Below are 20,207 nucleotides of genomic sequence, written 5' to 3' on the forward strand. Positions count from 1 at the left end.
ACTCAAATCAGGACAGCAGACATGAAGCTGGCGGTCTGGACATATGAAGGCCCGCCGCATGTCGGCGCGATGCGCGTGGCCACAGGAATGCGCGATCTGCATATGGTGCTGCATGCGCCGCAGGGCGACACCTATGCAGACCTGCTGTTCACAATGATCGAACGGCGCAACCACCGCCCGCCTGTCAGCTACACCACCTTTCAGGCGCGCGATCTGGGGGCTGATACGGCGGGTTTGTTCAAATCCGCCTGTCAAGACGCCCATGACCGTTTCCAGCCTCAGGCCATTATGGTCGCGGCCTCTTGCACCGCGGAACTTATTCAGGATGATCCCGGCGGGCTGGCGGAAACCATGGGCCTGCCCGTTCCGGTTGTCGCGCTGGATTTGCCCAGCTACCAGCGCAAGGAGAATTTCGGCGCGGATGAAGCCTTCTTGCAACTCTGCCGCCATCTTGCCAAACCCGTGGCCCGCAGCGCACGCGTAAGCTGCAACATACTCGGCCCCACGGCATTGGGGTTCCGGCACCGCGACGATCTGGCGGAAATTACCGCGCTGCTGTCCGAAATGGGCATTGCGGTCAATGTGGCAGCGCCCATGGGCGCCAGCCCTGCCGACATTGCCCGCATGGGGGCTGCCCATTTCAATGTGCTGCTCTATCCCGAAACGGCCGAATCTGCCGCGCGCTGGTGCGAAAAGGAACTGGGCCAGCCCTATACCAGAACCATCCCCATCGGGGCGCACGCCACCCGCGCCTTCATTGATGAACTGCGTGCGCTGTCGGGCAGCACCCTGCCTGTAGACGAGACGCGCCTGCGCCAGCCATGGTGGGCCGCCTCGGTCGATTCGACCTATCTTCACGGCAAGCGGGTGTTCCTGTTCGGCGATGGCACCCATGTCATGGCCGCAGCCCGCGTCGCGCGCGACGAGATGGGTTTTGAGGTTTGCGGCATGGGCTGCTACAACCGCGAACAGGCCCGTCCCCTGCGCGCCCTTGCGCAGGAATTCGGCCTTAGCGCGCTGATCACCGATGATTATCTGGAGGTCGAGGCCGCAATCGAGGCCGCCGCCCCCGAAATGATCCTTGGCACCCAGATGGAACGCCATATCGGCAAACGCCTTGGCATTCCCTGTGCGGTCATTTCCGCGCCCGTGCATGTGCAGGACTTCCCCGCGCGCTATTCGCCGCAAATGGGGTTTGAAGGCGCGAATGTCCTGTTTGACACATGGGTTCACCCGCTGGTCATGGGGCTGGAAGAACACCTGCTGCACATGTTCCGCGACGATTTCGAGTTTCACGACGCCGCTGGCCCGTCCCATCACGGGGCCAGGGCGCAACCCCTGCCCCAAAGCGCGCCCGCCGCCCCTGCGGCCGCGGATGAAGGGGGCTCGACGCCCCCGCCATCCGCCCCCCCGTCGCTGGACAATATCGTCTGGCTGTCCTGCGCCGAACGCGAATTGCGGAAAATTCCGTTCTTTGTGCGCGGCAAGGCACGGCGCAATACGGAAACCTTCGCGCAGCAAAAGGGCATCAGCGAAATTTCGGTCGATACGCTTTACGAGGCAAAGGCCCATTATGCTCGATAGTCGCCACACCCAGCCCCTGCCTTACCGTTTCGTCATTGTCACACTTGACGCACATGCCGCTGGCCCCGCCGAGCGTGTTTTGCCCAAACTCCGGCAAGATTTTCCGGGGCTGGAAATCTCCATTCACGCCGCGGCCGAATGGGCCGAAGACCCTGACGCGCTGGCGCGGGCCAAGGCCGCGATCAACGCCGCCGATATTGTCGTGGCCAACCTGCTGTTCATCGAGGAACATGTCACCGCCTGCCTGCCCGAATTGCAGGCCGCGCGCGCACGTTGCGACGCTTTTGTCGGTGTGATCGCCGACCCCCAGATCGTGAAACTGACAAACATGGGCGATCTGGACATGTCCAGACCCGCCACAGGTCTGGCCAAAATCATGAAGAAACTGCGCGGCGGTGGCGACAAGGGAAAACCCGCGTCCGGCGAGAAGCAGATGACCTTGCTGCGCCGCCTGCCGAAAATCCTGCGCTTCATTCCCGGCAAGGCGCAGGATCTGCGCGCATGGTTCCTGTCCATGCAGTACTGGCTGGGCGGGTCGGACGACAATATTGAATCGATGATGCGTTTTCTGATTTCGCGCTATGCCACACGGCCGGAATGGTCGGGCATTACCGCAAAAGCGCCTGTCGACTACCCCGAACTGGGCCTGTATCACCCCGATCTGCCCGCACGCATGACCACCGACCCCGCCGCATTACCCACGCGCCGCGACGCGCGCGGCACTGTCGGGCTGTTGCTGATGCGGTCATATATTCTGGCGTCGGACACGGCGCATTATGACGCCGTGATCCGCGCATTGGAGGCACAGGGGCTGAATGTCATTCCCGCCTTCGCTGGCGGGCTGGACGGTCGCCCCGCGATCGAGGCATTCCATCAAGGGCGCGTGGACACGCTTTTGTCCCTGACAGGGTTCAGCCTTGTGGGGGGGCCTGCCTATAATGACAGCCCCGCCGCCGTATCGGTCCTGAAGGCGCTTGATGTGCCCTATATGGTCGCCCATCCGCTTGAATTCCAGACACTTGGGCAATGGGCATCATCCGGCGGGGGCTTGGGTCCGGTGGAAACCACCATGCTGATTGCCTTGCCCGAAATTGACGGGGCCACCTGCCCCACAGTGTTTGCCGGACGGCATGCCCCGGACGGCTGCACCGGCTGCGCCCATGCCTGCAAGCCCGCGCCCGACACCACCGCCAAGGCCATGGCCCCTTGCCCTGAACGTATTTGCGCACTGGCCGATAAGGTCGCCCGCATGGTGCGCCTGCGCCGCAGTGACATTGCACAGCGCAAGGTCGCAATCGTGCTATACGGTTTTCCGCCCAATGCCGGTGCAGTGGGCACTGCCGCCTATCTGTCGGTATTTGAAAGCCTGTTCAACACCTTGCATGCCATGGCCCGCGATGGCTATGACCTGACCCCGCCCGACAGTGTGGACGCCCTGCGCGCGATGGTGCTGGAGGGCAATGCCCAGCGCTATGGCCAGCCTGCGAATGTCTGCGCCCATGTCAGCGCCGACCAGATTGTCGCCAATACCCCATGGCTGCCCGAGATTGAGGCCGTCTGGGGCCCCGCACCGGGGCGCGCGCAGTCGGACGGGCGCAATGTGTTCGTTCTGGGCGCGCAATTCGGCAATATCTTTGTCGGGATTCAACCCGTTTTCGGCTATGAGGGCGACCCGATGCGCCTGCTGTTCGAGAAGGGCTTTGCGCCGACCCACGCCTTCGCGACCTTCTATCTGTGGCTACGCAACCAGTTCAATGCCGATGCCGTGCTGCATTTCGGCATGCATGGCGCGCTGGAATTCATGCCCGGCAAACAGGCAGGCGTGGGCGCGGGCTGCTGGCCGGACCGGCTGATCGGCAACCTGCCCAATATCTATCTGTATGCGGCCAATAACCCGTCCGAGGCAAGCCTGGCCAAGCGCCGTTCAAACGCGGTGACAATCACCCACCTGACGCCACCTGTCGCGGCGGCGGGCCTGTATAAGGGCCTGCAAGACCTGAAGGACAGCCTGCAACGCTGGCGCAAGACAGATGCCGGCGCGCGCGCCGAACTGGACGCGCTGATTGCCGAACAGGCCGCAGCGCTGGACCTGTCGGGCGCGCCGGCAACGCTGTGGCTGAAGCTGCTGGAACTGGAAAACGCCCTGATTCCCGAAGGGTTGCACGTTATGGGCCGCGCACTGGACGCGCCCGACCGCGCCCGGCTGCTGGCGATGGTCGATGCCGATGACGACACCCGCGCCCGCATGGATACCGATCTGGCAGGCGATCACGAAATGCGCGGTCTGCTGCACGCGCTTGGCGCGGGCTATATTGCGCCCGTTCCGGGCGGCGACCTGATCCGCGCGCCCCAGATCGTGCCCACGGGGCGCAATATTCACGCCTTTGACCCGTTCCGCATGCCAACGGCCTTTGCCCTGCGCGAAGGGGCTGTTCAGGCGCAAAAGCTGATTGACGCCCATCGCAGCATCCCGCGGTCTGTCGCAATGGTGCTGTGGGGGTCCGACAATATTAAATCCGACGGTGGACCAATTGCGCAGGCGCTGGCGCTGATCGGCGCGCGCCCGCGTTTTGATGCCTATGGCCGCCTGTCAGGCGCTGACCTGATCCCGCTGTCCGAACTGGGCCGCCCGCGCATTGACGTGGTGATGACCCTGTCGGGCATTTTCCGCGACCTGTTGCCGCTGCAAACCCGCCTGCTGGCCGAAGCGGCGCTGAAAGCCGCCATGGCCGATGAGCACGACTCGCAGAATTTCATCCGCGCCAATGCCCGCGCCACTGCGGCCGAGTTGGGCATAGACATGGAAACCGCGGCCCTGCGCGTGTTTTCCAATGCCGAAGGGGCCTACGGGTCCAATGTAAACCAGCTTGTCGACAGTTCCGCATTCGGGCACGAGGACGAGTTGGCCGACGCCTATCAGGCGCGCAAGGGTTTTGCCTACGGGGTGAACGGCAAGGCCAAGGCCCAGCCGGACCTGCTGAAGGCGACGTTGAAAACTGTGGATCTGGCCTATCAGAACCTTGAATCCGTTGAACTGGGCGTCACCAGCGTAGACCATTATTTCGACACCCTTGGCGGGATTGCACGCGCCATCAAACGTGCGCGCGGCGGCGCCGACACCCCCGTCTATATCGGTGATCAGACCAAGGGCAGCGGCAAGGTCCGCAGCCTGCGCGACCAGATCGCACTGGAAACACGTTCGCGCAGCCTGAACCCGAAATTCTATGAGGCGCTTTTGGTGCATAAATCCGAAGGGGTGCGCCAGATCGAGGCCCATGTGACCAACACACTGGGCTGGTCGGCCACCACCGGCAAGGTCGATCCATGGGTCTATCAACGCCTGTCCGAGACCTTCGTGCTGGACGAGGTGATGCGCAGACGACTGGCGGATATGAACCCGCAAGCCAGCGCACGCCTTGCCGGACGCCTGATCGAGGCGGGCGAGCGTGACTACTGGCAGCCGGATGCCGCCACACTGGCCGCACTGCAAAACGCCGCCGACGAGATCGAAGACCGCGTGGAAGGGATTGCCGCCGAATGAGCACCCCCACCCGCATCGCCAGTCCCGCAAAGGGCACAGGGGGGCCAGCCCCCCGGCGGCTGCGCCGCCACCCCCCGGGATATTTTTACCAGAATGAAGGAAGAACGCCATGAGCCCCAGAGATGACATACCGCAACTGAGAGGGCTGGACGGCGAGGGTTCGGTTCAGGTGCATCAGGACGAGGCCGCGCGCATCGAGGGCGCGATGGTGTTTTCCGTATATGGCAAGGGGGGGATCGGCAAATCGACGACCAGTTCCAACCTGTCCGCCGCCTTTGCCGCAATGGGCAAGCGCGTGTTGCAGATTGGCTGCGACCCGAAACATGACAGCACATTCACCCTGACGGGCCGGTTGCAGCCCACCGTTATCGACATTCTGAAAGAGGTGGATTTCCACCCCGAAGAACTGCGCGCCGAGGATTTCGTCACCGAAGGCTGGGGCGGGGTGATGTGTGTGGAGGCGGGCGGCCCGCCTGCGGGCACCGGCTGCGGGGGCTATGTTGTGGGCCAGACGGTCAAATTGCTGAAGCAGCACCATTTGCTGGAAGACACGGATGTGGTGATTTTCGACGTGTTGGGCGATGTGGTTTGCGGCGGGTTTGCAGCGCCCCTGCAACATGCCGACAAGGCGGTGATTGTCACCGCCAATGATTTCGACAGCATCTATGCGATGAACCGCATCATTGCCGCCGTGCAGGCCAAATCGGCCAATTACAAGGTGCGGCTGGCCGGCTGCATTGCCAACCGGTCGCGCGACACTGACGAGGTGGACCGGTTTTGCGACCGTGTGGGGTTCAAGCGCATTGGCCATATGCCCGATATCGACGCCATTCGCAGAAGCCGTCTGAAGAAGAAAACCCTGTTCGAGATGGACCCGGACGAGGATGTTCTGGCCTGTCGTGCCGAATATATACGGCTGGCGCATGCGCTGTATACGGGCACAGACGCGCTGAGCCCCGACCCGATGCCCGACCGCGATATATTCGAGTTGCTGGGATTTGACTGATGCGCGATCTGACCCCGCCCCCGTCCAGTTATGATGACACCCGCGCGCGGGTCGAGCAGTATTTTGACGCCACTGCAACGCGGGTCTGGGAGAGGCTGACCTCGGACATGCCGGTGTCGCGGATTCGCCAGACTGTGCGCGAGGGGCGCGACGCGATGCGCGCGCTGATTCTGGCGCAATTGCCGGACGACCTGCGCGGGGCGCGGGTGCTGGATGCGGGCTGCGGCACGGGGGCTGCAACTGCGGAACTGGCCGCACGCGGGGCGGATGTGACCGCGATCGATATTTCGCCAAAGCTGGTCGAGATCGCACGCGCCCGCCTGCCCGAGGCGCTGGCGGGCCGTGTGGCGTTTCGCGCGGGCGACATGCTGGCGGGAAATCTTGGGCGGTTTGACCATGTCATCGCCATGGACAGCCTTATTTACTACACCCGCCCCGATCTGGAGGGCGCGTTAGACGCGCTGTCGGCGCGGGCCGGTTCGGTGGTGTTCACTGTAGCCCCGCGCACGCCGTTGCTGATGGCCATGTGGCATATGGGCCGGATGCTGCCGCGTGCCGACCGGTCCCCCAGCATGATACCCCATGACTGGCGGCGTATGAATGTGGCCGGACTGGCCCGCGTCGGGCGGGTGTCGCGGGGGTTCTATATCTCGGAATGCCTGAGGGTGGCGCCATGATCATCCCGAAATCCATGTTCCGCACGCTGAACGCCAACTGGCTGCCCTTTGCCGATGCCGCGTCCGAAGGGTTGCCGCTGCGCCAGATCCTGCGCCTGAGCCTGTTTCAGGTGTCGGTGGGGATGGCCACGGTCCTGCTGCTGGGCACGTTGAACCGCGTGATGATTGTGGAAATGTCGCTGGCCGCAAGCCTTGTGGCGATCATGATTGCCCTGCCGGTGCTGATTGCGCCGTTCCGCGCGCTGCTGGGGTTCAAGTCCGACACCTACCGGTCGGCGATTGGCTGGAAGCGCATTCCGTTCCTGTGGTTCGGCAGCTTGTGGCAATTCGGCGGGCTGGCGGTCATGCCTTTCGCGCTGATCGTGCTGTCGGGTGACAATGTCCATGACGTGCCCTTCGCAGGCGAGGTGCTGGCAGCGCTGGCGTTCCTGATGACAGGGCTGGGCCTGCACATGACCCAGACCGCAGGCATCGCATTGGCCGCAGACCGCGCAGACGCGCAAACCCGCCCGCGTGTGGTGGCGCTGTTATATGTAACCTTCCTTGCGGGCATGGCGGTTTCGGCGCTGATCGTGGGCTGGCTGCTACGCGATTTCAGCGAATTGCAACTGATCCGCGTGGTGCAGGGCTGTGCGGTGGCGACACTGGCGCTGAACATCATTGCATTGTGGAAGCAGGAAAAAGTGCGGCCCATGACGCGCGAGGAACGCGCAGCCCCCCGTCCCAGCTTCCGCGAGGCATGGGCCGATTATGTGGGTGGCGGGCAGGCCGGGCGTCTGCTGGCAGTGGTGTTTGTGGGCGGTCTGGCCTTCAATATGCAAGATGTGCTGCTGGAACCCTATGGCGGCGAGATCATGGGCCTGTCGGTTGCGGCCACAACCACCCTGACGGCCGTATGGGCCTGTGGGGCGCTGCTGGGTTTCTGGCTGGCGGCGCGCTGGCTGGCGCGGGGGGTGGACCAGTTCCGGATGGCCGCGCGCGGCATCCTGTTTGGCATTGTGGCGTTCTCCGCCGTGATTTTTGCCGCCCCCATCGGGTCTGGCGGGCTGTTTTATGGCGGGGCCTTCGGAATTGGCCTTGGCATGGGGTTGTTTGCCGTGGCCACGCTGACCGCCGCGATGGACATGCCCAAGCGCGGTGTCGTGGGCGGCGGGCTGGCGCTTGGCGCGTGGGGGGCGGCGCAGGCCACCGCCGCCGGGCTGGCCGTGGCGCTTGGCGGCGGCATTCGCGACAGTGTTCAGGGGCTGGCCAATGCGGGCCATCTGGGCGCGGGCCTGATGACGCCCGACATCGGCTATTCGGTTGTTTACCACATCGAGATTGGACTGCTTTTCCTGACGCTTGTCATTCTGGGCCCGCTGGTGCGCACCCGCATTGTTGACACGTCCCAAACCCGCAGATCGCGGATCGGCCTTGCCGATTTCCCGACCTGACATATCGGAGGATTGACTAATGGATACCCCTTATGGCTGGATATTCTTCGGCAATTTCGATCTGGCGCTTGTATCGCTTTACATGTTCTGGATCTTCTTTGCCGGGCTGATCTATTACATCCAGCGCGAGAATATGCGCGAAGGCTACCCGCTGGAAAACGATGACGGCAGTCACGCGAATTCGCTGCTGTCCGTGCCCGAACCCAAAACATTCACCCTGCCACACGGGCGTGGAACCTACGCAGCCCCCAATGCGGAGCGCGAGGCCCGCGAACTGGCGCTGGCACCCACCGCGGTTTCCGGCGGCTTTCCTTTTGCCCCCACGGGGGACGCCATGAAGGACGGTGTCGGCCCCGCCGCCTATGCCATGCGCCGCGACGAGCCGGAACTGGACGGGCACGGCCATGCCAAGATCCAGCCCATGGCCAAGGTCGGTGATTTTGCCGTTGCCGCAGGGCGCGATCCGCGCGGGCTGAAAATCATGTGCCATGACATGAAATCACCGGGCGTTGTCAGTGACATGTGGGTGGATATTCCCGAACAGATGGTGCGCTATCTGGAAGTGACGCTTGAGGATGGCGGCAAACGGCTGGTGCCCATGGCGATGGTGCGCATCAAGCAAAACCGCGTCATCGTCAATGCGCTGGATTCCGAGAGTTTCAAGGATATTCCCGTCATCGCGTCTGATGCGCAGGTCACCAAGCTGGAAGAAGACAAGATCTCCGGCTTCGTGGCGGGGGGGTACCTGTACACCAGCGACAAGCGCATGACGCAATGGTCGGCGTTCAAGAAGATCATGGCGCAACCCGCATAAGGGTGCGCCACGAATAGCCCTATAAAAACAAGGAACCGGTCCATGTCACATGATGATTTCGCCTTTGAACCCGTGAAGGGCTTGCCAGAGCGTCCACCAGAGCATGAGCACATTCTGTGGCAGGGCCGGCCCGACACATTCGCGCTGGCGCGCGAAGCCTATAAGCTGAACTGGATCAACGCCTATTTTGCGCTGATCGTGCTGTGGCGTGCAGGTGTTGGCGCCGCAGATGCGGGGGCCGCGGGGGCGTTTGCCTTCGGGCTGCCCTATGCGCTGCTATGGGCGCTCGCGGTCGCGGTGGTGCTGGTGCTGGCCGTCGTGCAAGCGCGCAGCACGGTCTATACCGTCACGACCGCGCGCGTGGCCATGCGGATCGGGGCCGCGCTGACGGTCACGCTGAACCTGCCGTTTCGTCAGGTCGCGCAGGCCAATCTGGACCTGCGCAAATCCGGCACCGGCACAGTCGCGCTGGAAACACTGGGCGAGACGAAGTTTTCATATCTTGTGCTGTGGCCGCATTGCCGCCCCGGCCATGTGCGCGTGACCAAGCCTGCCTTGCGCTGCATTCCTGATGCGGCGCGCGTGGCCAAGCTGCTGGCAGATGCCGCCGAGGCGCGCGTGTCGCAACCTGTCGTGGAACGCCGCACGCCTGCGCCCGCTGGCACCCTTGTCGCAGCGGAATAAAGGAAACACGCCATGACACACAGTCCCGAACCCTTCTCCCCTGCGTTCAAGCGCGAAGACAATAACGACATGATCCCCGTGGGGCTGGTGCGTGCCATGTTCGCGCTGGCCTTGCTGACACTGGCACTGGTGACCATGGCCGCGCTGTCGGGGCGCCCCCCTGCGGCGATTCCCGATAATGGCGCGGCAGTGCAGGAATGGCAGTTGCGCCTTGTCGCGGGCGATGCGCAGGCGGTCACGGTGCAAGCCGCTGATGGCACGCATATCGACCGGCTGGATCATGGCGGCTTTGTCACTGTGGTTCAGAACGGCCTGCAAACCGCGCGCCGCCGCCATGGCATAGACCCCGCCCTGCCGCTGCGCATTGTCGCGTTCGAGAATGGACGCCTTAGCGCGATTGACGACCACACAAATTACCGCGTCGAACTGGATGTGTTCGGTGCAGATAACAAGGCCGCGTTCGAACGGCTGCTGACAACACTGCAAAACTAAAAAACACCAAATAAGGGAAAATCAAATGTCACTCTTCTCTCGGAAAGTCGAAAAAGTGCCCTGCACTGTCGAAGTCAGCCACCGTTTTGAGGCGCTGCACGCGCATGTGCGTTTCAATGACGGGTCCATCATTCACCCCGGCGACGAAGTGCAGGTCCAGGGCCCGCCCGTTCTGGCGGCATGGGGTGAACTGATCATCGAGGACCGGATGGCCACCATCACGCGCGCGAACGCGCTGGAACGGCTTTGGACGCGTCTGACGGGTGATTTTGAATTCATGGAACTCTGTGAATTCTCGTTCTCAGAGGAGATGAGCGTATGAACATGCATGCCACCACACATGACGAACTTGCCGCTGAAATGGGCGACCGTTTCGACACGGATGCCATGGCGCAGGAATCCACCCTGCTGAACCCGCGTTTCTACACAACCGATTTTGACGAAATGGACCGTATCGACGTAAGCCCCGTGCGCGAAGAATGGGACATTCTGATCGGCCAGATGAAGTCGGACCCCAACAAGGGCCATTTCAAGAAAAACGCTGACTGGGACCAGATCGACTGGGACGGAATGGAACCGGGCCTGAAGCGCGAGTTCATCGACTTTCTGGTGTCGTCCTGCACGGCCGAATTTTCGGGATGTGTGCTGTATAAGGAAATGAAACGCCGCGGCACCAACAAGGACATCTGCGAGCTGTTCAACTACATGGCCCGCGACGAGGCCCGCCATGCAGGTTTCATCAACGACGCACTGCGCGAAGCGGGGGTTGCGGTCAATCTGGGCTTTTTGACCAAGGCCAAGAAATACACCTATTTCCGGCCCAAATTCATCTATTACGCCACCTATCTGTCAGAAAAGATCGGCTATGCGCGCTACATCACCATCTACCGCCATCTGGAAGCAAACCCCGACAAGCGCTTCCACCCGATTTTCAAGTGGTTCCGCGAATGGTGCAATGATGAATTCAGCCATGGCGAGGCCTTCGCCCTGCTGATGCGCACGGACCCCAAACTGACGGAAAGTTTCGTCAACAAGCTGTGGATACGCTTCTTTCTGACTGCGGTGTATTCCACGATGTATGTGCGCGACCATGCGCGGCCAGAATTCCACAAGGCGCTTGGTGTCGATATCGAATGGTATGATCAGGAAGTGTTCCGCAAGACATCTGCCATCGCGCGGCAGGTGTTCCCGATAGAAGTGGATATCGACCACCCGCGCTGGCTGCCCAATCTGCGCCGTATGGAAGCGGCATTCCGCAAGATGGACGCGGGCGCAAAACAAGGCGGGCTGGCCGGACAGTTGCGCAAACTGGCAGGCACGGCACAGGCCGCGCGCGCGTTTGCGTCATTGTATCTGATCCCCGTGCGCAAGACCACGCCGCCCGCTTCGGTTCGGATGGAACCGGCATACTGACCCCGTGGTGTCGGGCCTGATCCGGCACCCTTACCCCTGACCCCTGACCGGCGGGAGCCGCCCATGTTTGAAACCCCCTGGATTGCCGCACTTGCCGCATTGTTTCTGTGGTGGTCCACCACAGGGCTGCTGCTGTGGCGCGTGCATGCGGCAGACAGGGGCGGACCGGACCAGCATTTATGGTCGGTCATCCTGTCGGTGCCGCTGCTGGTGGGCGGGGTGCTGGGCGTGAATGGCACCCTTGATGACGGCAGCCCGCAAGGCGTCTGGTTCGCGTTCCTGTCGGCGCTGGCGCTGTGGGGCTGGGTGGAACTGGCCTTCTTGTCGGGCATCATTACCGGCCCGAACACCCGCCCCTGTCCGATGGGGCTGGGGCCAATGGCGCGGTTTTCGGCCGCGTTCCGCACTGTGGCCTTCCATGAACTGGCACTGGCCGCGATTTTTCTGGCCCTTGCCATTGCCACCTATGACAGGGTGAACCCGTTTGCATTCTGGACATTTCTTGTGCTGTTTGCGGCGCGTATTTCCGCGAAACTGAACCTGTTTCTGGGTGTTCCGCGCATCAACACGGATTTCCTGCCGCGCCCGCTGGAACATTTGTCCAGCTATTTCCGCCAAAGCCCCGTCAGCGGTTTCTTCCCGCTGTCGGTCACAATTCTGACGATCGGCACCGGCTATTTTCTGGCCCGCCTGTGGCATGCAAATGCCATGGGCGATGATGGCAGGATTATCGGCTTCACGCTTTTGTCCATGCTTGCCGCCCTTGCCCTGCTGGAACACTGGTTCATGGTCTGGCGGGTGCGTGACGACAAACTCTGGCGCTGGATGCTTCCGGCACCTGACGCCCAAAAACCCAAAATATGACCGAGGGGACACCTATGAATTTTGACCGTCATTTCAAAACCGCACTCGACACCCTTCGGACAGAAGGAAACTACCGCGTCTTTGCCGAAGTCGAACGTCAATGCGGCGCCTTTCCGAAGGTCCGGCATTTCAACGGCGATGATATCGACGAGGTGACGGTCTGGTGTTCAAATGACTATCTGTGCATGGGCCTGCATCCTGACGTGATGGGAGCCATGGTTGATGCGATTGGCAGATGCGGGACAGGCGCGGGCGGCACGCGCAATATTTCCGGCAACACCCATTTGCACCGCGTTCTGGAAGAAGAACTGGCGCAGCTTCATGGCAAGGAAGCCGCATTGCTGTTCACATCCGGCTATGTGTCGAACTGGGCGGCGCTGTCGACGCTGGGCACGAAAATCCCTGACGCCGTCATATTGTCGGATGAAAAGAACCATGCGTCCATGATTGAGGGCATCCGGCATTCGCGCGCCGACAAGGTCATCTGGAAACATAACGACTGGCGCGATCTGGACCGCAAGCTAAAGGCCGTGGGCGACAGACCCAAGATTGTGGCGTTTGAATCCGTCTACTCCATGGATGGCGACATTGCCCCAATGCGCGAGATTGTCGAAGTGGCCGAAGCGCATGGGGCCATGACCTATTTGGACGAGGTGCATGCCGTGGGCATGTATGGGGCGCGGGGCGGCGGCATTTCCGAACGCGAGGGGCTGGCCCATCGTATTACCCTGATTGAAGGGACATTGGGCAAGGCATATGGCGTTGTCGGCGGCTATATCACCGGATCGACGGCGCTGTGCGACTTCATCCGGTCATTCGCCAGCGGGTTCATTTTCACCACCGCATTGCCGCCCGCAGTTGCGGCGGCGGCAACGGCATCGGTGCGGCACCTGAAACACTCTGGCATCGAACGCGCGGCACAGCGCGACCGCGTGGCACGGTTGCGCGCAAGGCTGGATGCGCAAGGCATTCCGCATATGGCCAATGACAGCCACATCATTCCCGTAATGATTGGTGATCCGGTCAAATGCCGGATGATCTCGGACATCCTGATGCAGGACTGGGGCATCTATGTGCAGCCCATCAACTACCCCACGGTGCCCAAAGGAACCGAACGTCTGCGCATAACCCCCGGCCCCATGCACAGCGATGCAGATATCGACCATCTGGTAATGGCGCTGGCTGCGCTGTGGAAGCAATGCGCCATATCACATGCCGTTGCCTGATTGATCCGGCAGCGTCGTCTGCGCGTATTAGTACGTAAGCAAAAAAACCAAATTCCAAATCGGGAGGACCCCACGATGACCAGATTAAGCTACGCAACCTTCGGTGCCATGGCATTTGCCATGACGGCCTTTCCGGCATTTGCAGGGGACCCTGCAGCAGGTGAATCCGCCTTCACCAGCCAGTGCCAGAACTGCCACAACGTCACAAATGAGGCAGGCGAGGTTCTGGCGGGGCGCCCGAATATGCGCACTGGTCCGAACCTGTACGGCGTTATCGGACGTCAGGCAGGAACGATTGAGGGGTTCCGCTATGGCGCGTCACTGGTCGAGGCCGGAGAGGCAGGACTGGTCTGGAACGAAGACGACCTTGTCCCCTATCTTCTGGACCCCAACACATTCCTGCGCGAAACCCTTGATGAGCGTCGCGCCCGCAGCCAGATGTCATTCCGTGTCCGTGATGAGGATACGGCGCGCGATATCATTGCCTTCCTGACCCAATTTTCCGAAGTCGAGGATGGTGATGCAGATGAAGAAGGCACTGAAGAAAGCGAAGGGTGACAGTGATTGCGCAAACCCATGCCGGGTTTGCGCAATCCCGTGATCCTGAAAAATGCCAAAGTCCGCGGTCATTCCGGTGACTGCGGCCTTATCTTGAACGCCATTGCAGAACGGGAAACACGCGGCGGCAATCGTGCATCGGGGGCTTATATTACTGTTTCAGGCCCGCTTGGTTTCAAAGGCAAACCGGCTGGCCAGTTCATCCGAACTTATGCCCAGCATGTCGGCGGTTTTCGACAGGTCGTAATCGCAATGCTCGAACGCCTGACGAATGCACAAATCTTCCAGCACACGGCCGGTCTGTGCAATGATTTCCGACAACGGGATTTGCCCGATATTCGTGATCGCTTCTTCCATCGCGACATTGGCACGCGCTTTGGGCGCGGCGCCCCGTGTCACCGGCTTGCCGGATTCGGCTGAAACCAGATGTTGCTTCCAGCGCGTATCCTCGAAGGATTGTTCCATCTCCAGCATGGCATGACTGAATTTTTGCTGCATCCGGACCACGGGCCGAAGATCACGACACACAAGGACCGAACTGCCATAATCGGCCGCAATCCTGCGCACCAGCAGGGGTATTTCCGTGGCACCCTGATCGTCGATAAAGTTCAGGTGCCGCCAGACAGATGCCGCGTCGCCCTGATCGGACCACAGCAGATCCAGCTTGTGCCACACGTCATGGCTGACGACACTGCGCAGTTGCTGTCCGACCCAACCGGCCCCGATACTGTCTTCCAGCGCGCCCCCGCGCAGAACAGTGTCGACCCTGTTTTCGGCAGAAACAAACAGACAAAGATCACTTGCGGCCAATACAATCTGACCCAGCACTGACGGGGTTAATCGCGCGAAGGTGTTTACATCATGCTGGGGGGGGGTGGTCATGACAAACTCCATCTGCCGTATCGGCCATGCGTCATTTGGCTTAGCAAATGCTCTGACATCTCATCTATGTGCAACCCGACTTTATCGGCTTGCAAGAACCTGTAATGATCATAGGGTGGCATAATTGCAGCGCCCCCGACAATCACTTCGGTGTGTTGGGCCGAGTCTACACACCGCCATTCCCCTATCAGATCGGCCAATCCCATGAAAGCACTATCGGTGCTGACTGAAATGGCGACTGCGTCAACCGGACCCGCCTGCAAAAGGGGTGTCACCCTTCCGGTGCTGGACCCGTCAACAAATGTGACATCCCAGCCCCGCAGTTCCAGATGTTTGACCAGCACCCGCGCGCCGAATTCATGCGTGTCGCCGGGTGCTACAACCACAACAACATGCCCAAGATGCAATGCCCCCCCGTTCCGCACCTTCGGGGTATCAGCAGCGCCCAATGTCTCGATAATCCGGTGCATCAGACTGTAGGCGAAGGCGATCTGCTCGAATCCGGCGCGGTCCTCACTCCAGTCGCGACCAAGCTGCGCGATAACGGGCAGCAACAAACGGCCATACACTGCCGACCGGTCATGGCGTTGCGCCGACCTGAAGGCGCGGCATATTTGCAATGCATTTGCATATTCGCCCTTCAGCAAGGCCATATGCAGCTCATCGACAGGAACACGCACCTGCCCCGGCCTGACAGAATGCAAGGCCGTCCCCTGCAAGGGTGCGGCGGTGTTCAACCTGCCCATCCGCGCACCAATATCACGCCCCAGCGCTTCCAAACCCTGGACCAGCCAGGAACTACAGCCCTGATACAATCCCTTGTCCAATTCGCATGCCACCCTGTTTGACACCAAAGACCAGACGTAGTGCACCGGACACAGAACCCAAACCCCTGCCCGATTGCGGGACAGTCTAGCCGCGTGACGCCATGTTAAGCAACATTTCCTTCCTGTGCCGCAATTCCGGTCAGTTTGGAACACCCGCACCGGCACCATGCTGCGCCGCATCCCGCAGGAATTTCAGAAACTGGTCCTGCGCCGCCGTCGGCACCCAATCCGCGCGGTAGGTCAGTCCAATCGCGCGCCCCGGCGTTTCAAGTCCCGTGTGCAGCCGTGCCAGCAGCCCGCGCGACACCTCGGCCTCGGATTGATGGGCTGATATACACCCCAGCAGCGCGCTGCGATTCAACAATTCGCGCATCAACAATATGGACCCGCATTCGACGATACTGTCAGGCACAGGCAGGCCCTGATCATGGAACAAGGCGTCAAATTGCGCGCGCGCAGGAACGCCTGCGCGCGGGACAACCCAGCCATAGCGCGCCAGTTCCGCAAGCGGGGGTGCATCTGTCCCCGCCAGCGGGTGGGCCGGACTGCACAAGAATGCCAGACGGTCCATGAAAAGCTGTTCCTGCACCACATCGCCAATCGGCAGCGGGTCGCGCAGGGCACCAATGATAACATCAATATCACCACGGCGCAGACCGGCCAGCATTTCGCCATAAGGGCCGTCAAATATCTTGATACGGTGCCCCGGGCGTTGCGCGCGAAACCGCGCAATCGCATCAGGCAGCACGACCGAACGCGACAGGGGAAGCGCGCCGACAACAATATGGCCCACGTCACGGCCGTCAAATTCGGCGATATCGGCCTGCGCCTGCTCAAACTCTGCAAAGGCCAGCCGCGCGGCCTGTGCCAGTTTGCGGCAGGGGCGCGTTGCCACCATCCCGAAGGACGTGCGCTCGAACAGGGTCCGGCCCGCGGATTGTTCAATCTGCGTGACGGCGCGGTGCACTGTCGGCTGTGCAAGGCCCATGTTATGCGCAGCCAGTGTGAAATTCTGCGCCTCGCTCATCGCGACAAGGGCCTGAAGCTGCGAAAAGGTGGCGGTCACAATCAGCCGCGCCGCAACATCGTGCAGCGCGGCGTCCAGCTTCTCCATCGCGCGGCGAATGCGGGCCTCGAATGTGCGGCCCCGCGCCGTCAGGAAGAAGCCCTGCCGCGTGCGCTGGAACAACGCGCCGCCCATATCGCGTTCCAGCTTGTTCAGGGATTGTGTCACGGCGGGTTGCGACACACTGCAGCGCTGCGCGGCCCCTGTGGGCGAATGCAGTTCCGCAACCGCAAGGAAAACCCGCAAATGCCGAAGGTTATGCGCGATCATAGCGCCGCCAGTATCCGGTCAAGACGCAGGGCAAGATCATCCGGTCCGGGGTCGACGCCCAATCCGGCAACGCTGTCCTGCCAGTGCGCGCTGGCCGCGCTCATGGCGTTGGGCACGCCCAGCGCGGACACTGTTGCGGCGACTTCGCGCATTTCAGACGCCCGCCTGCCCCCATGCACCGCCATCCGTTCCAGATTATAGCTTGCCCTTGCACGCCAGTTGATATCGGGGTCCGACCCTTCAAGCGAGGCAAGCACCTGTTCTTCCACCCCCGCGCGCCGTGCTGCCAGAAAGCACTCGGCGCTCAGCGCCTCCATACCCTTGATCATGACCGAGCGCAGCATCTTGATGGATGACGCCTGACCCACGCGATCCCCTGCCAGTTGCGGGCGCATGGACAGCGCTTGCAGCGCCCGTATGGCGCTGTCCGCATGCGGGCCGGATACCAGCATTGGCACAAGGTGACGCTTGGGGTGGACAGGCGCCATAATGGCCACATCGACATAGCGCCCGCCCGCGGCCTCGATGATTTGCGCCGCCTGAATCTTGGTATCGGGCGCGCAGGAATTGCAATCCAGCCACAACGCGCCTGCACCAATATGCGCAGCCGCATCCGCTGCCGCATCCAGCGCCTGATCAGCAGTGACCAGACTGAAAACCAGCGCGGCACCATGCAGGGCACCTGCGGGACCATCTGCACCGGCAATGTCGTGACGGTCATATCGTGCCTGCATCGCGGGCCGCTGCGCAGGCTGGTGTGTTTTGACATCGAACGCCGAAAGTGTTGCCGGACGTGCAGCAGCCCAGCCGGTGACGAAAGCGCCCGCCGCCTCGCCAAAACCGATGAATGCGACGGGATCGGACAGGGTGAATTCACTCATCATGTCTCCTTACTCAAACGCAGAAATCCACGCCATCCATCTCATAATATGCATAAAATTACCAATTACTATAGCTTTTGCTTATGCCGATGCATACATTTAATTCCCGAACTTCCGATTATATGCAGTGGATCGGGAACCAAATCCGCGTCAGATACTTTAGCTATTGTCACTTTCCAACAAGCTGGTCCCATGCCGCGATTGCCGCACCGTTTTCGCCGAAAGATACGCGCAGCGATTGCCGGCATTCTGGCCATGTTTCTGTTCTGGTTTTTCGTCATTGCCCTTATGCCCTACCGGCGCGAATTGCGCAGGGCCGTTCCTGCAGGCACTGCGGCGTGCGACCCGCAATTCGCGCGCGATATGGCGGGGCTGTATGGCAGCCCCATCATTGGCGGCAACCGCATTGAAACACTTGTGAACGGTGATGCCATTTTTGACGCCATGCTGTCCGCGATCACGGGCGCGCAAACCTCTATTACGTTTGAAACCTATATTTATTGGAGCGGGCACATAGCGACGCGCTTTTGCGAAGCGCTGATCAACCGCGCGCAAGCAGGTGTGACCGTCAAGGTGCTGATCGACTGGGCGGGCGGGCTGCCAATGGATGACGACCTGATTGACCGCATGCACGAAGGTGGCGTTCACCTGCGCATGTTCAGGCCCATGCGACCGCGCACATTGTCACGGCTGAACAACCGCACCCACCGCAAGGTTCTGGTTATCGATGGCAAAACAGGTTTCATTGGCGGCGTGGGCATTGCCGATGTCTGGCAGGGCAATGCGCGCAACCCCGATGAATGGCGCGATACGCATTACCGCGTGACCGGACCTGTTGTTGCGCTGATGCAAAACGCATTTGCACATAACTGGGTCGAAGCCAGCGGCGAGGTGTTGCGCGGGCCGGACTTCTACCCGACGCTGCGCCCCACAGGTGATACCGATATCCAGATGGTCAAAAGCAATACCGGCAGCCGCAATGAAATTCACCTGATGTTCATGACCGCCATCGCCGCTGCCGAACGCCACATCCGCATCTCGACCCCGTATTTCGTGCCCGACAAGGTTGCCGTAAACCAGCTGCTGGAAGCGCGGGCGCGCGGTGTGGAAGTGGACCTGCTGATTGCCGGCAAACACACCGATTCATTTCTGGTGCGGCGTGTGTCGCGCCTGTCATGGCGCAGATTGCTGGAGGCGGGCGTGACCATACGCGAATATGCGCCGACATTCCTGCATGCCAAACTGATCGTCATTGACGAATGCTGGGCATCAATCGGGTCCGCGAATTTTGACGAACGGTCCTTCCGGCTGAACGACGAAGCGAACCTTAACGTCTATGATGCCGCGTTCGTGGCAGAGCAGATTCGCATCTTTGAAACAGATTGCGCAGCCGCGCAAAGGGTGACTCTGGCTGATCTGGACCGGATGGGCTGGATGCATCATGCGCAGAATGCTGTTCTTGGTCTGCTGAAACCGCATTTGTAGCAACCCCGTCCAACGCGTCGAATTGCGACAACACCTTCATTATCTCGTCAGGCAGGTTTTCGGGTTCCGGCAACGCGAAGGCGCGTTTCAGGTTCCTGTCGACAAGATGCTTGTTTTCAACGGACGTCGTGGTGAAGTTTTCAGTGTTGCTCATGATGCTCTCTACGCGGTGGTGTTGTGCGCGCGCCTCCTTAACTGCGGATTATGGTTCAACAGACATAATGTTACCAACGTAAACAGGTTCCAAACAAAACCGGAAAAGCCGGTAAAATCTGATGTGATGAAACATCGCGCTACAAATTGCGAAAAAATATTCCGACTGCGGGAACCGGTTCGGCCAACACACGTTTCATTGCTGTCCCTGTTCTGAAATCGGGTTGTCCCGCCCGGCAATTTCAGACCTTCCGGCCCGTCTTGCGCTGTTCCTCCCCGCAAGGCGGGCCAATTATTTTGCACACGGACTGTTGCAGAACATGCCAAGGCCCGCGGCCCTGCATGCGCCCG

The 20,207-nt window shown here is 61.0% G+C and carries 18 protein-coding genes; 14 read left to right on the forward strand and 4 right to left on the reverse strand.

What is annotated here, in order from left to right; translation table 11 throughout:
* The first annotated feature begins 21 nt into the window (after positions 1 to 21).
* From bchB to ACTIE1_RS12075, 13 genes are all read left to right on the forward strand, one after another.
* Entirely contained in the window at positions 22 to 1,584 is a 1,563-nt protein-coding gene (bchB, locus tag ACTIE1_RS12015; RefSeq protein ID WP_439562594.1) for a ferredoxin:protochlorophyllide reductase (ATP-dependent) subunit B, read from the forward strand.
* A complete protein-coding gene (locus ACTIE1_RS12020) occupies positions 1,574 to 5,125 on the forward strand; it encodes a magnesium chelatase subunit H (protein WP_439562593.1) in 3,552 nt (1,183 codons plus the stop codon). Before bchB ends, ACTIE1_RS12020 begins: the two co-directional genes overlap by 11 nt.
* A 109-nt stretch (positions 5,126 to 5,234) precedes the next feature.
* Positions 5,235 to 6,131: a ferredoxin:protochlorophyllide reductase (ATP-dependent) iron-sulfur ATP-binding protein gene (gene bchL, locus ACTIE1_RS12025; RefSeq protein WP_439562592.1), complete on the forward strand. Its 897-nt coding sequence runs from the start codon at positions 5,235 to 5,237 to the stop codon at positions 6,129 to 6,131.
* Positions 6,131 to 6,808 carry a magnesium protoporphyrin IX methyltransferase gene (bchM, locus tag ACTIE1_RS12030; protein ID WP_439562591.1) on the forward strand — a complete coding sequence of 226 codons (678 nt, stop codon included), beginning with the start codon at positions 6,131 to 6,133 and terminating at the stop codon, positions 6,806 to 6,808. Before bchL ends, bchM begins: the two co-directional genes overlap by 1 nt.
* Positions 6,805 to 8,241: a PucC family protein gene (locus tag ACTIE1_RS12035; RefSeq protein WP_439562590.1), complete on the forward strand. Its 1,437-nt coding sequence runs from the start codon at positions 6,805 to 6,807 to the stop codon at positions 8,239 to 8,241. The genes bchM and ACTIE1_RS12035 overlap by 4 nt, the downstream gene beginning before the upstream one ends.
* Before the next feature lie 19 nt (positions 8,242 to 8,260).
* Positions 8,261 to 9,055 carry a photosynthetic reaction center subunit H gene (gene puhA, locus ACTIE1_RS12040; RefSeq protein ID WP_439562589.1) on the forward strand — a complete coding sequence of 265 codons (795 nt, stop codon included), beginning with the start codon at positions 8,261 to 8,263 and terminating at the stop codon, positions 9,053 to 9,055.
* 42 nt (positions 9,056 to 9,097) lie between these two features.
* Complete coding sequence (puhB, locus tag ACTIE1_RS12045) at positions 9,098 to 9,739, forward strand: photosynthetic complex putative assembly protein PuhB (RefSeq protein WP_439562588.1); 642 nt, start codon at positions 9,098 to 9,100, stop codon at positions 9,737 to 9,739.
* A gap of 12 nt (positions 9,740 to 9,751) precedes the next feature.
* Positions 9,752 to 10,231 (forward strand): photosynthetic complex assembly protein PuhC, encoded by a 480-nt coding sequence (gene puhC / locus ACTIE1_RS12050; protein ID WP_439562587.1) that lies wholly within the window; start codon positions 9,752 to 9,754, stop codon positions 10,229 to 10,231.
* Positions 10,232 to 10,256: 25 nt separating this feature from the next.
* Complete coding sequence (locus ACTIE1_RS12055; protein ID WP_439562586.1) at positions 10,257 to 10,553, forward strand: hypothetical protein; 297 nt, start codon at positions 10,257 to 10,259, stop codon at positions 10,551 to 10,553.
* 38 nt (positions 10,554 to 10,591) lie between these two features.
* Positions 10,592 to 11,644 carry a magnesium-protoporphyrin IX monomethyl ester (oxidative) cyclase gene (gene acsF, locus ACTIE1_RS12060; protein WP_439562640.1) on the forward strand — a complete coding sequence of 351 codons (1,053 nt, stop codon included), beginning with the start codon at positions 10,592 to 10,594 and terminating at the stop codon, positions 11,642 to 11,644.
* Between the two features lie 63 nt (positions 11,645 to 11,707).
* Entirely contained in the window at positions 11,708 to 12,508 is an 801-nt protein-coding gene (gene puhE / locus ACTIE1_RS12065; RefSeq protein ID WP_439562585.1) for a putative photosynthetic complex assembly protein PuhE, read from the forward strand.
* Positions 12,509 to 12,522: 14 nt separating this feature from the next.
* Positions 12,523 to 13,734 carry a 5-aminolevulinate synthase gene (hemA, locus tag ACTIE1_RS12070; protein WP_439562584.1) on the forward strand — a complete coding sequence of 404 codons (1,212 nt, stop codon included), beginning with the start codon at positions 12,523 to 12,525 and terminating at the stop codon, positions 13,732 to 13,734.
* Between the two features lie 75 nt (positions 13,735 to 13,809).
* Positions 13,810 to 14,292, forward strand: coding sequence for a c-type cytochrome (locus tag ACTIE1_RS12075; protein ID WP_439562583.1), 483 nt, complete (start codon positions 13,810 to 13,812; stop codon positions 14,290 to 14,292).
* Between the two features lie 159 nt (positions 14,293 to 14,451).
* Here ACTIE1_RS12075 and ACTIE1_RS12080 read toward each other — a convergent pair whose 3' ends face one another.
* The 4 genes from ACTIE1_RS12080 to ACTIE1_RS12095 form a co-directional block, all read right to left on the reverse strand.
* Complete coding sequence (locus tag ACTIE1_RS12080; RefSeq protein ID WP_439562582.1) at positions 14,452 to 15,174, reverse strand: hypothetical protein; 723 nt, start codon at positions 15,172 to 15,174, stop codon at positions 14,452 to 14,454.
* Positions 15,171 to 16,001, reverse strand: a complete 831-nt coding sequence (locus ACTIE1_RS12085) for a cobalamin B12-binding domain-containing protein (RefSeq protein WP_439562581.1) — start codon at positions 15,999 to 16,001, stop codon at positions 15,171 to 15,173. The genes ACTIE1_RS12080 and ACTIE1_RS12085 overlap by 4 nt, the downstream gene beginning before the upstream one ends.
* A gap of 139 nt (positions 16,002 to 16,140) precedes the next feature.
* Complete coding sequence (locus tag ACTIE1_RS12090) at positions 16,141 to 17,337, reverse strand: LysR family transcriptional regulator (RefSeq protein WP_439562580.1); 1,197 nt, start codon at positions 17,335 to 17,337, stop codon at positions 16,141 to 16,143.
* Positions 17,334 to 18,218: a DUF1932 domain-containing protein gene (locus tag ACTIE1_RS12095; RefSeq protein ID WP_439562579.1), complete on the reverse strand. Its 885-nt coding sequence runs from the start codon at positions 18,216 to 18,218 to the stop codon at positions 17,334 to 17,336. Before ACTIE1_RS12095 ends, ACTIE1_RS12090 begins: the two co-directional genes overlap by 4 nt.
* Before the next feature lie 192 nt (positions 18,219 to 18,410).
* On the opposite strand from ACTIE1_RS12095, the gene ACTIE1_RS12100 reads away from it, so the two are divergent.
* Complete coding sequence (locus tag ACTIE1_RS12100) at positions 18,411 to 19,703, forward strand: phospholipase D-like domain-containing protein (protein WP_439562578.1); 1,293 nt, start codon at positions 18,411 to 18,413, stop codon at positions 19,701 to 19,703.
* Positions 19,704 to 20,207: the final 504 nt, after the last annotated feature.

Source organism: Roseinatronobacter sp. (genome assembly GCF_051859525.1).
Lineage (GTDB): Bacteria > Pseudomonadota > Alphaproteobacteria > Rhodobacterales > Rhodobacteraceae > Roseinatronobacter.

Excerpts from the sequence above, each read along its gene's own strand:
- bchB (WP_439562594.1), top strand. The coding sequence starts at position 22 with ATGAAGCTGGCGGTCTGGACATATGAAGGCCCGCCGCATGTCGGCGCG.
- ACTIE1_RS12020 (WP_439562593.1), top strand. The coding sequence starts at position 1,574 with ATGCTCGATAGTCGCCACACCCAGCCCCTGCCTTACCGTTTCGTCATT.
- bchL (WP_439562592.1), top strand. The coding sequence starts at position 5,235 with ATGAGCCCCAGAGATGACATACCGCAACTGAGAGGGCTGGACGGCGAG.
- bchM (WP_439562591.1), top strand. The coding sequence starts at position 6,131 with ATGCGCGATCTGACCCCGCCCCCGTCCAGTTATGATGACACCCGCGCG.
- ACTIE1_RS12035 (WP_439562590.1), top strand. The coding sequence starts at position 6,805 with ATGATCATCCCGAAATCCATGTTCCGCACGCTGAACGCCAACTGGCTG.
- puhA (WP_439562589.1), top strand. The coding sequence starts at position 8,261 with ATGGATACCCCTTATGGCTGGATATTCTTCGGCAATTTCGATCTGGCG.
- puhB (WP_439562588.1), top strand. The coding sequence starts at position 9,098 with ATGTCACATGATGATTTCGCCTTTGAACCCGTGAAGGGCTTGCCAGAG.
- puhC (WP_439562587.1), top strand. The coding sequence starts at position 9,752 with ATGACACACAGTCCCGAACCCTTCTCCCCTGCGTTCAAGCGCGAAGAC.
- ACTIE1_RS12055 (WP_439562586.1), top strand. The coding sequence starts at position 10,257 with ATGTCACTCTTCTCTCGGAAAGTCGAAAAAGTGCCCTGCACTGTCGAA.
- acsF (WP_439562640.1), top strand. The coding sequence starts at position 10,592 with ATGGGCGACCGTTTCGACACGGATGCCATGGCGCAGGAATCCACCCTG.
- puhE (WP_439562585.1), top strand. The coding sequence starts at position 11,708 with ATGTTTGAAACCCCCTGGATTGCCGCACTTGCCGCATTGTTTCTGTGG.
- hemA (WP_439562584.1), top strand. The coding sequence starts at position 12,523 with ATGAATTTTGACCGTCATTTCAAAACCGCACTCGACACCCTTCGGACA.
- ACTIE1_RS12075 (WP_439562583.1), top strand. The coding sequence starts at position 13,810 with ATGACCAGATTAAGCTACGCAACCTTCGGTGCCATGGCATTTGCCATG.
- ACTIE1_RS12080 (WP_439562582.1), bottom strand. The coding sequence starts at position 15,174 with ATGACCACCCCCCCCCAGCATGATGTAAACACCTTCGCGCGATTAACC.
- ACTIE1_RS12090 (WP_439562580.1), bottom strand. The coding sequence starts at position 17,337 with ATGATCGCGCATAACCTTCGGCATTTGCGGGTTTTCCTTGCGGTTGCG.
- ACTIE1_RS12095 (WP_439562579.1), bottom strand. The coding sequence starts at position 18,218 with ATGAGTGAATTCACCCTGTCCGATCCCGTCGCATTCATCGGTTTTGGC.
- ACTIE1_RS12100 (WP_439562578.1), top strand. The coding sequence starts at position 18,411 with ATGCCGCGATTGCCGCACCGTTTTCGCCGAAAGATACGCGCAGCGATT.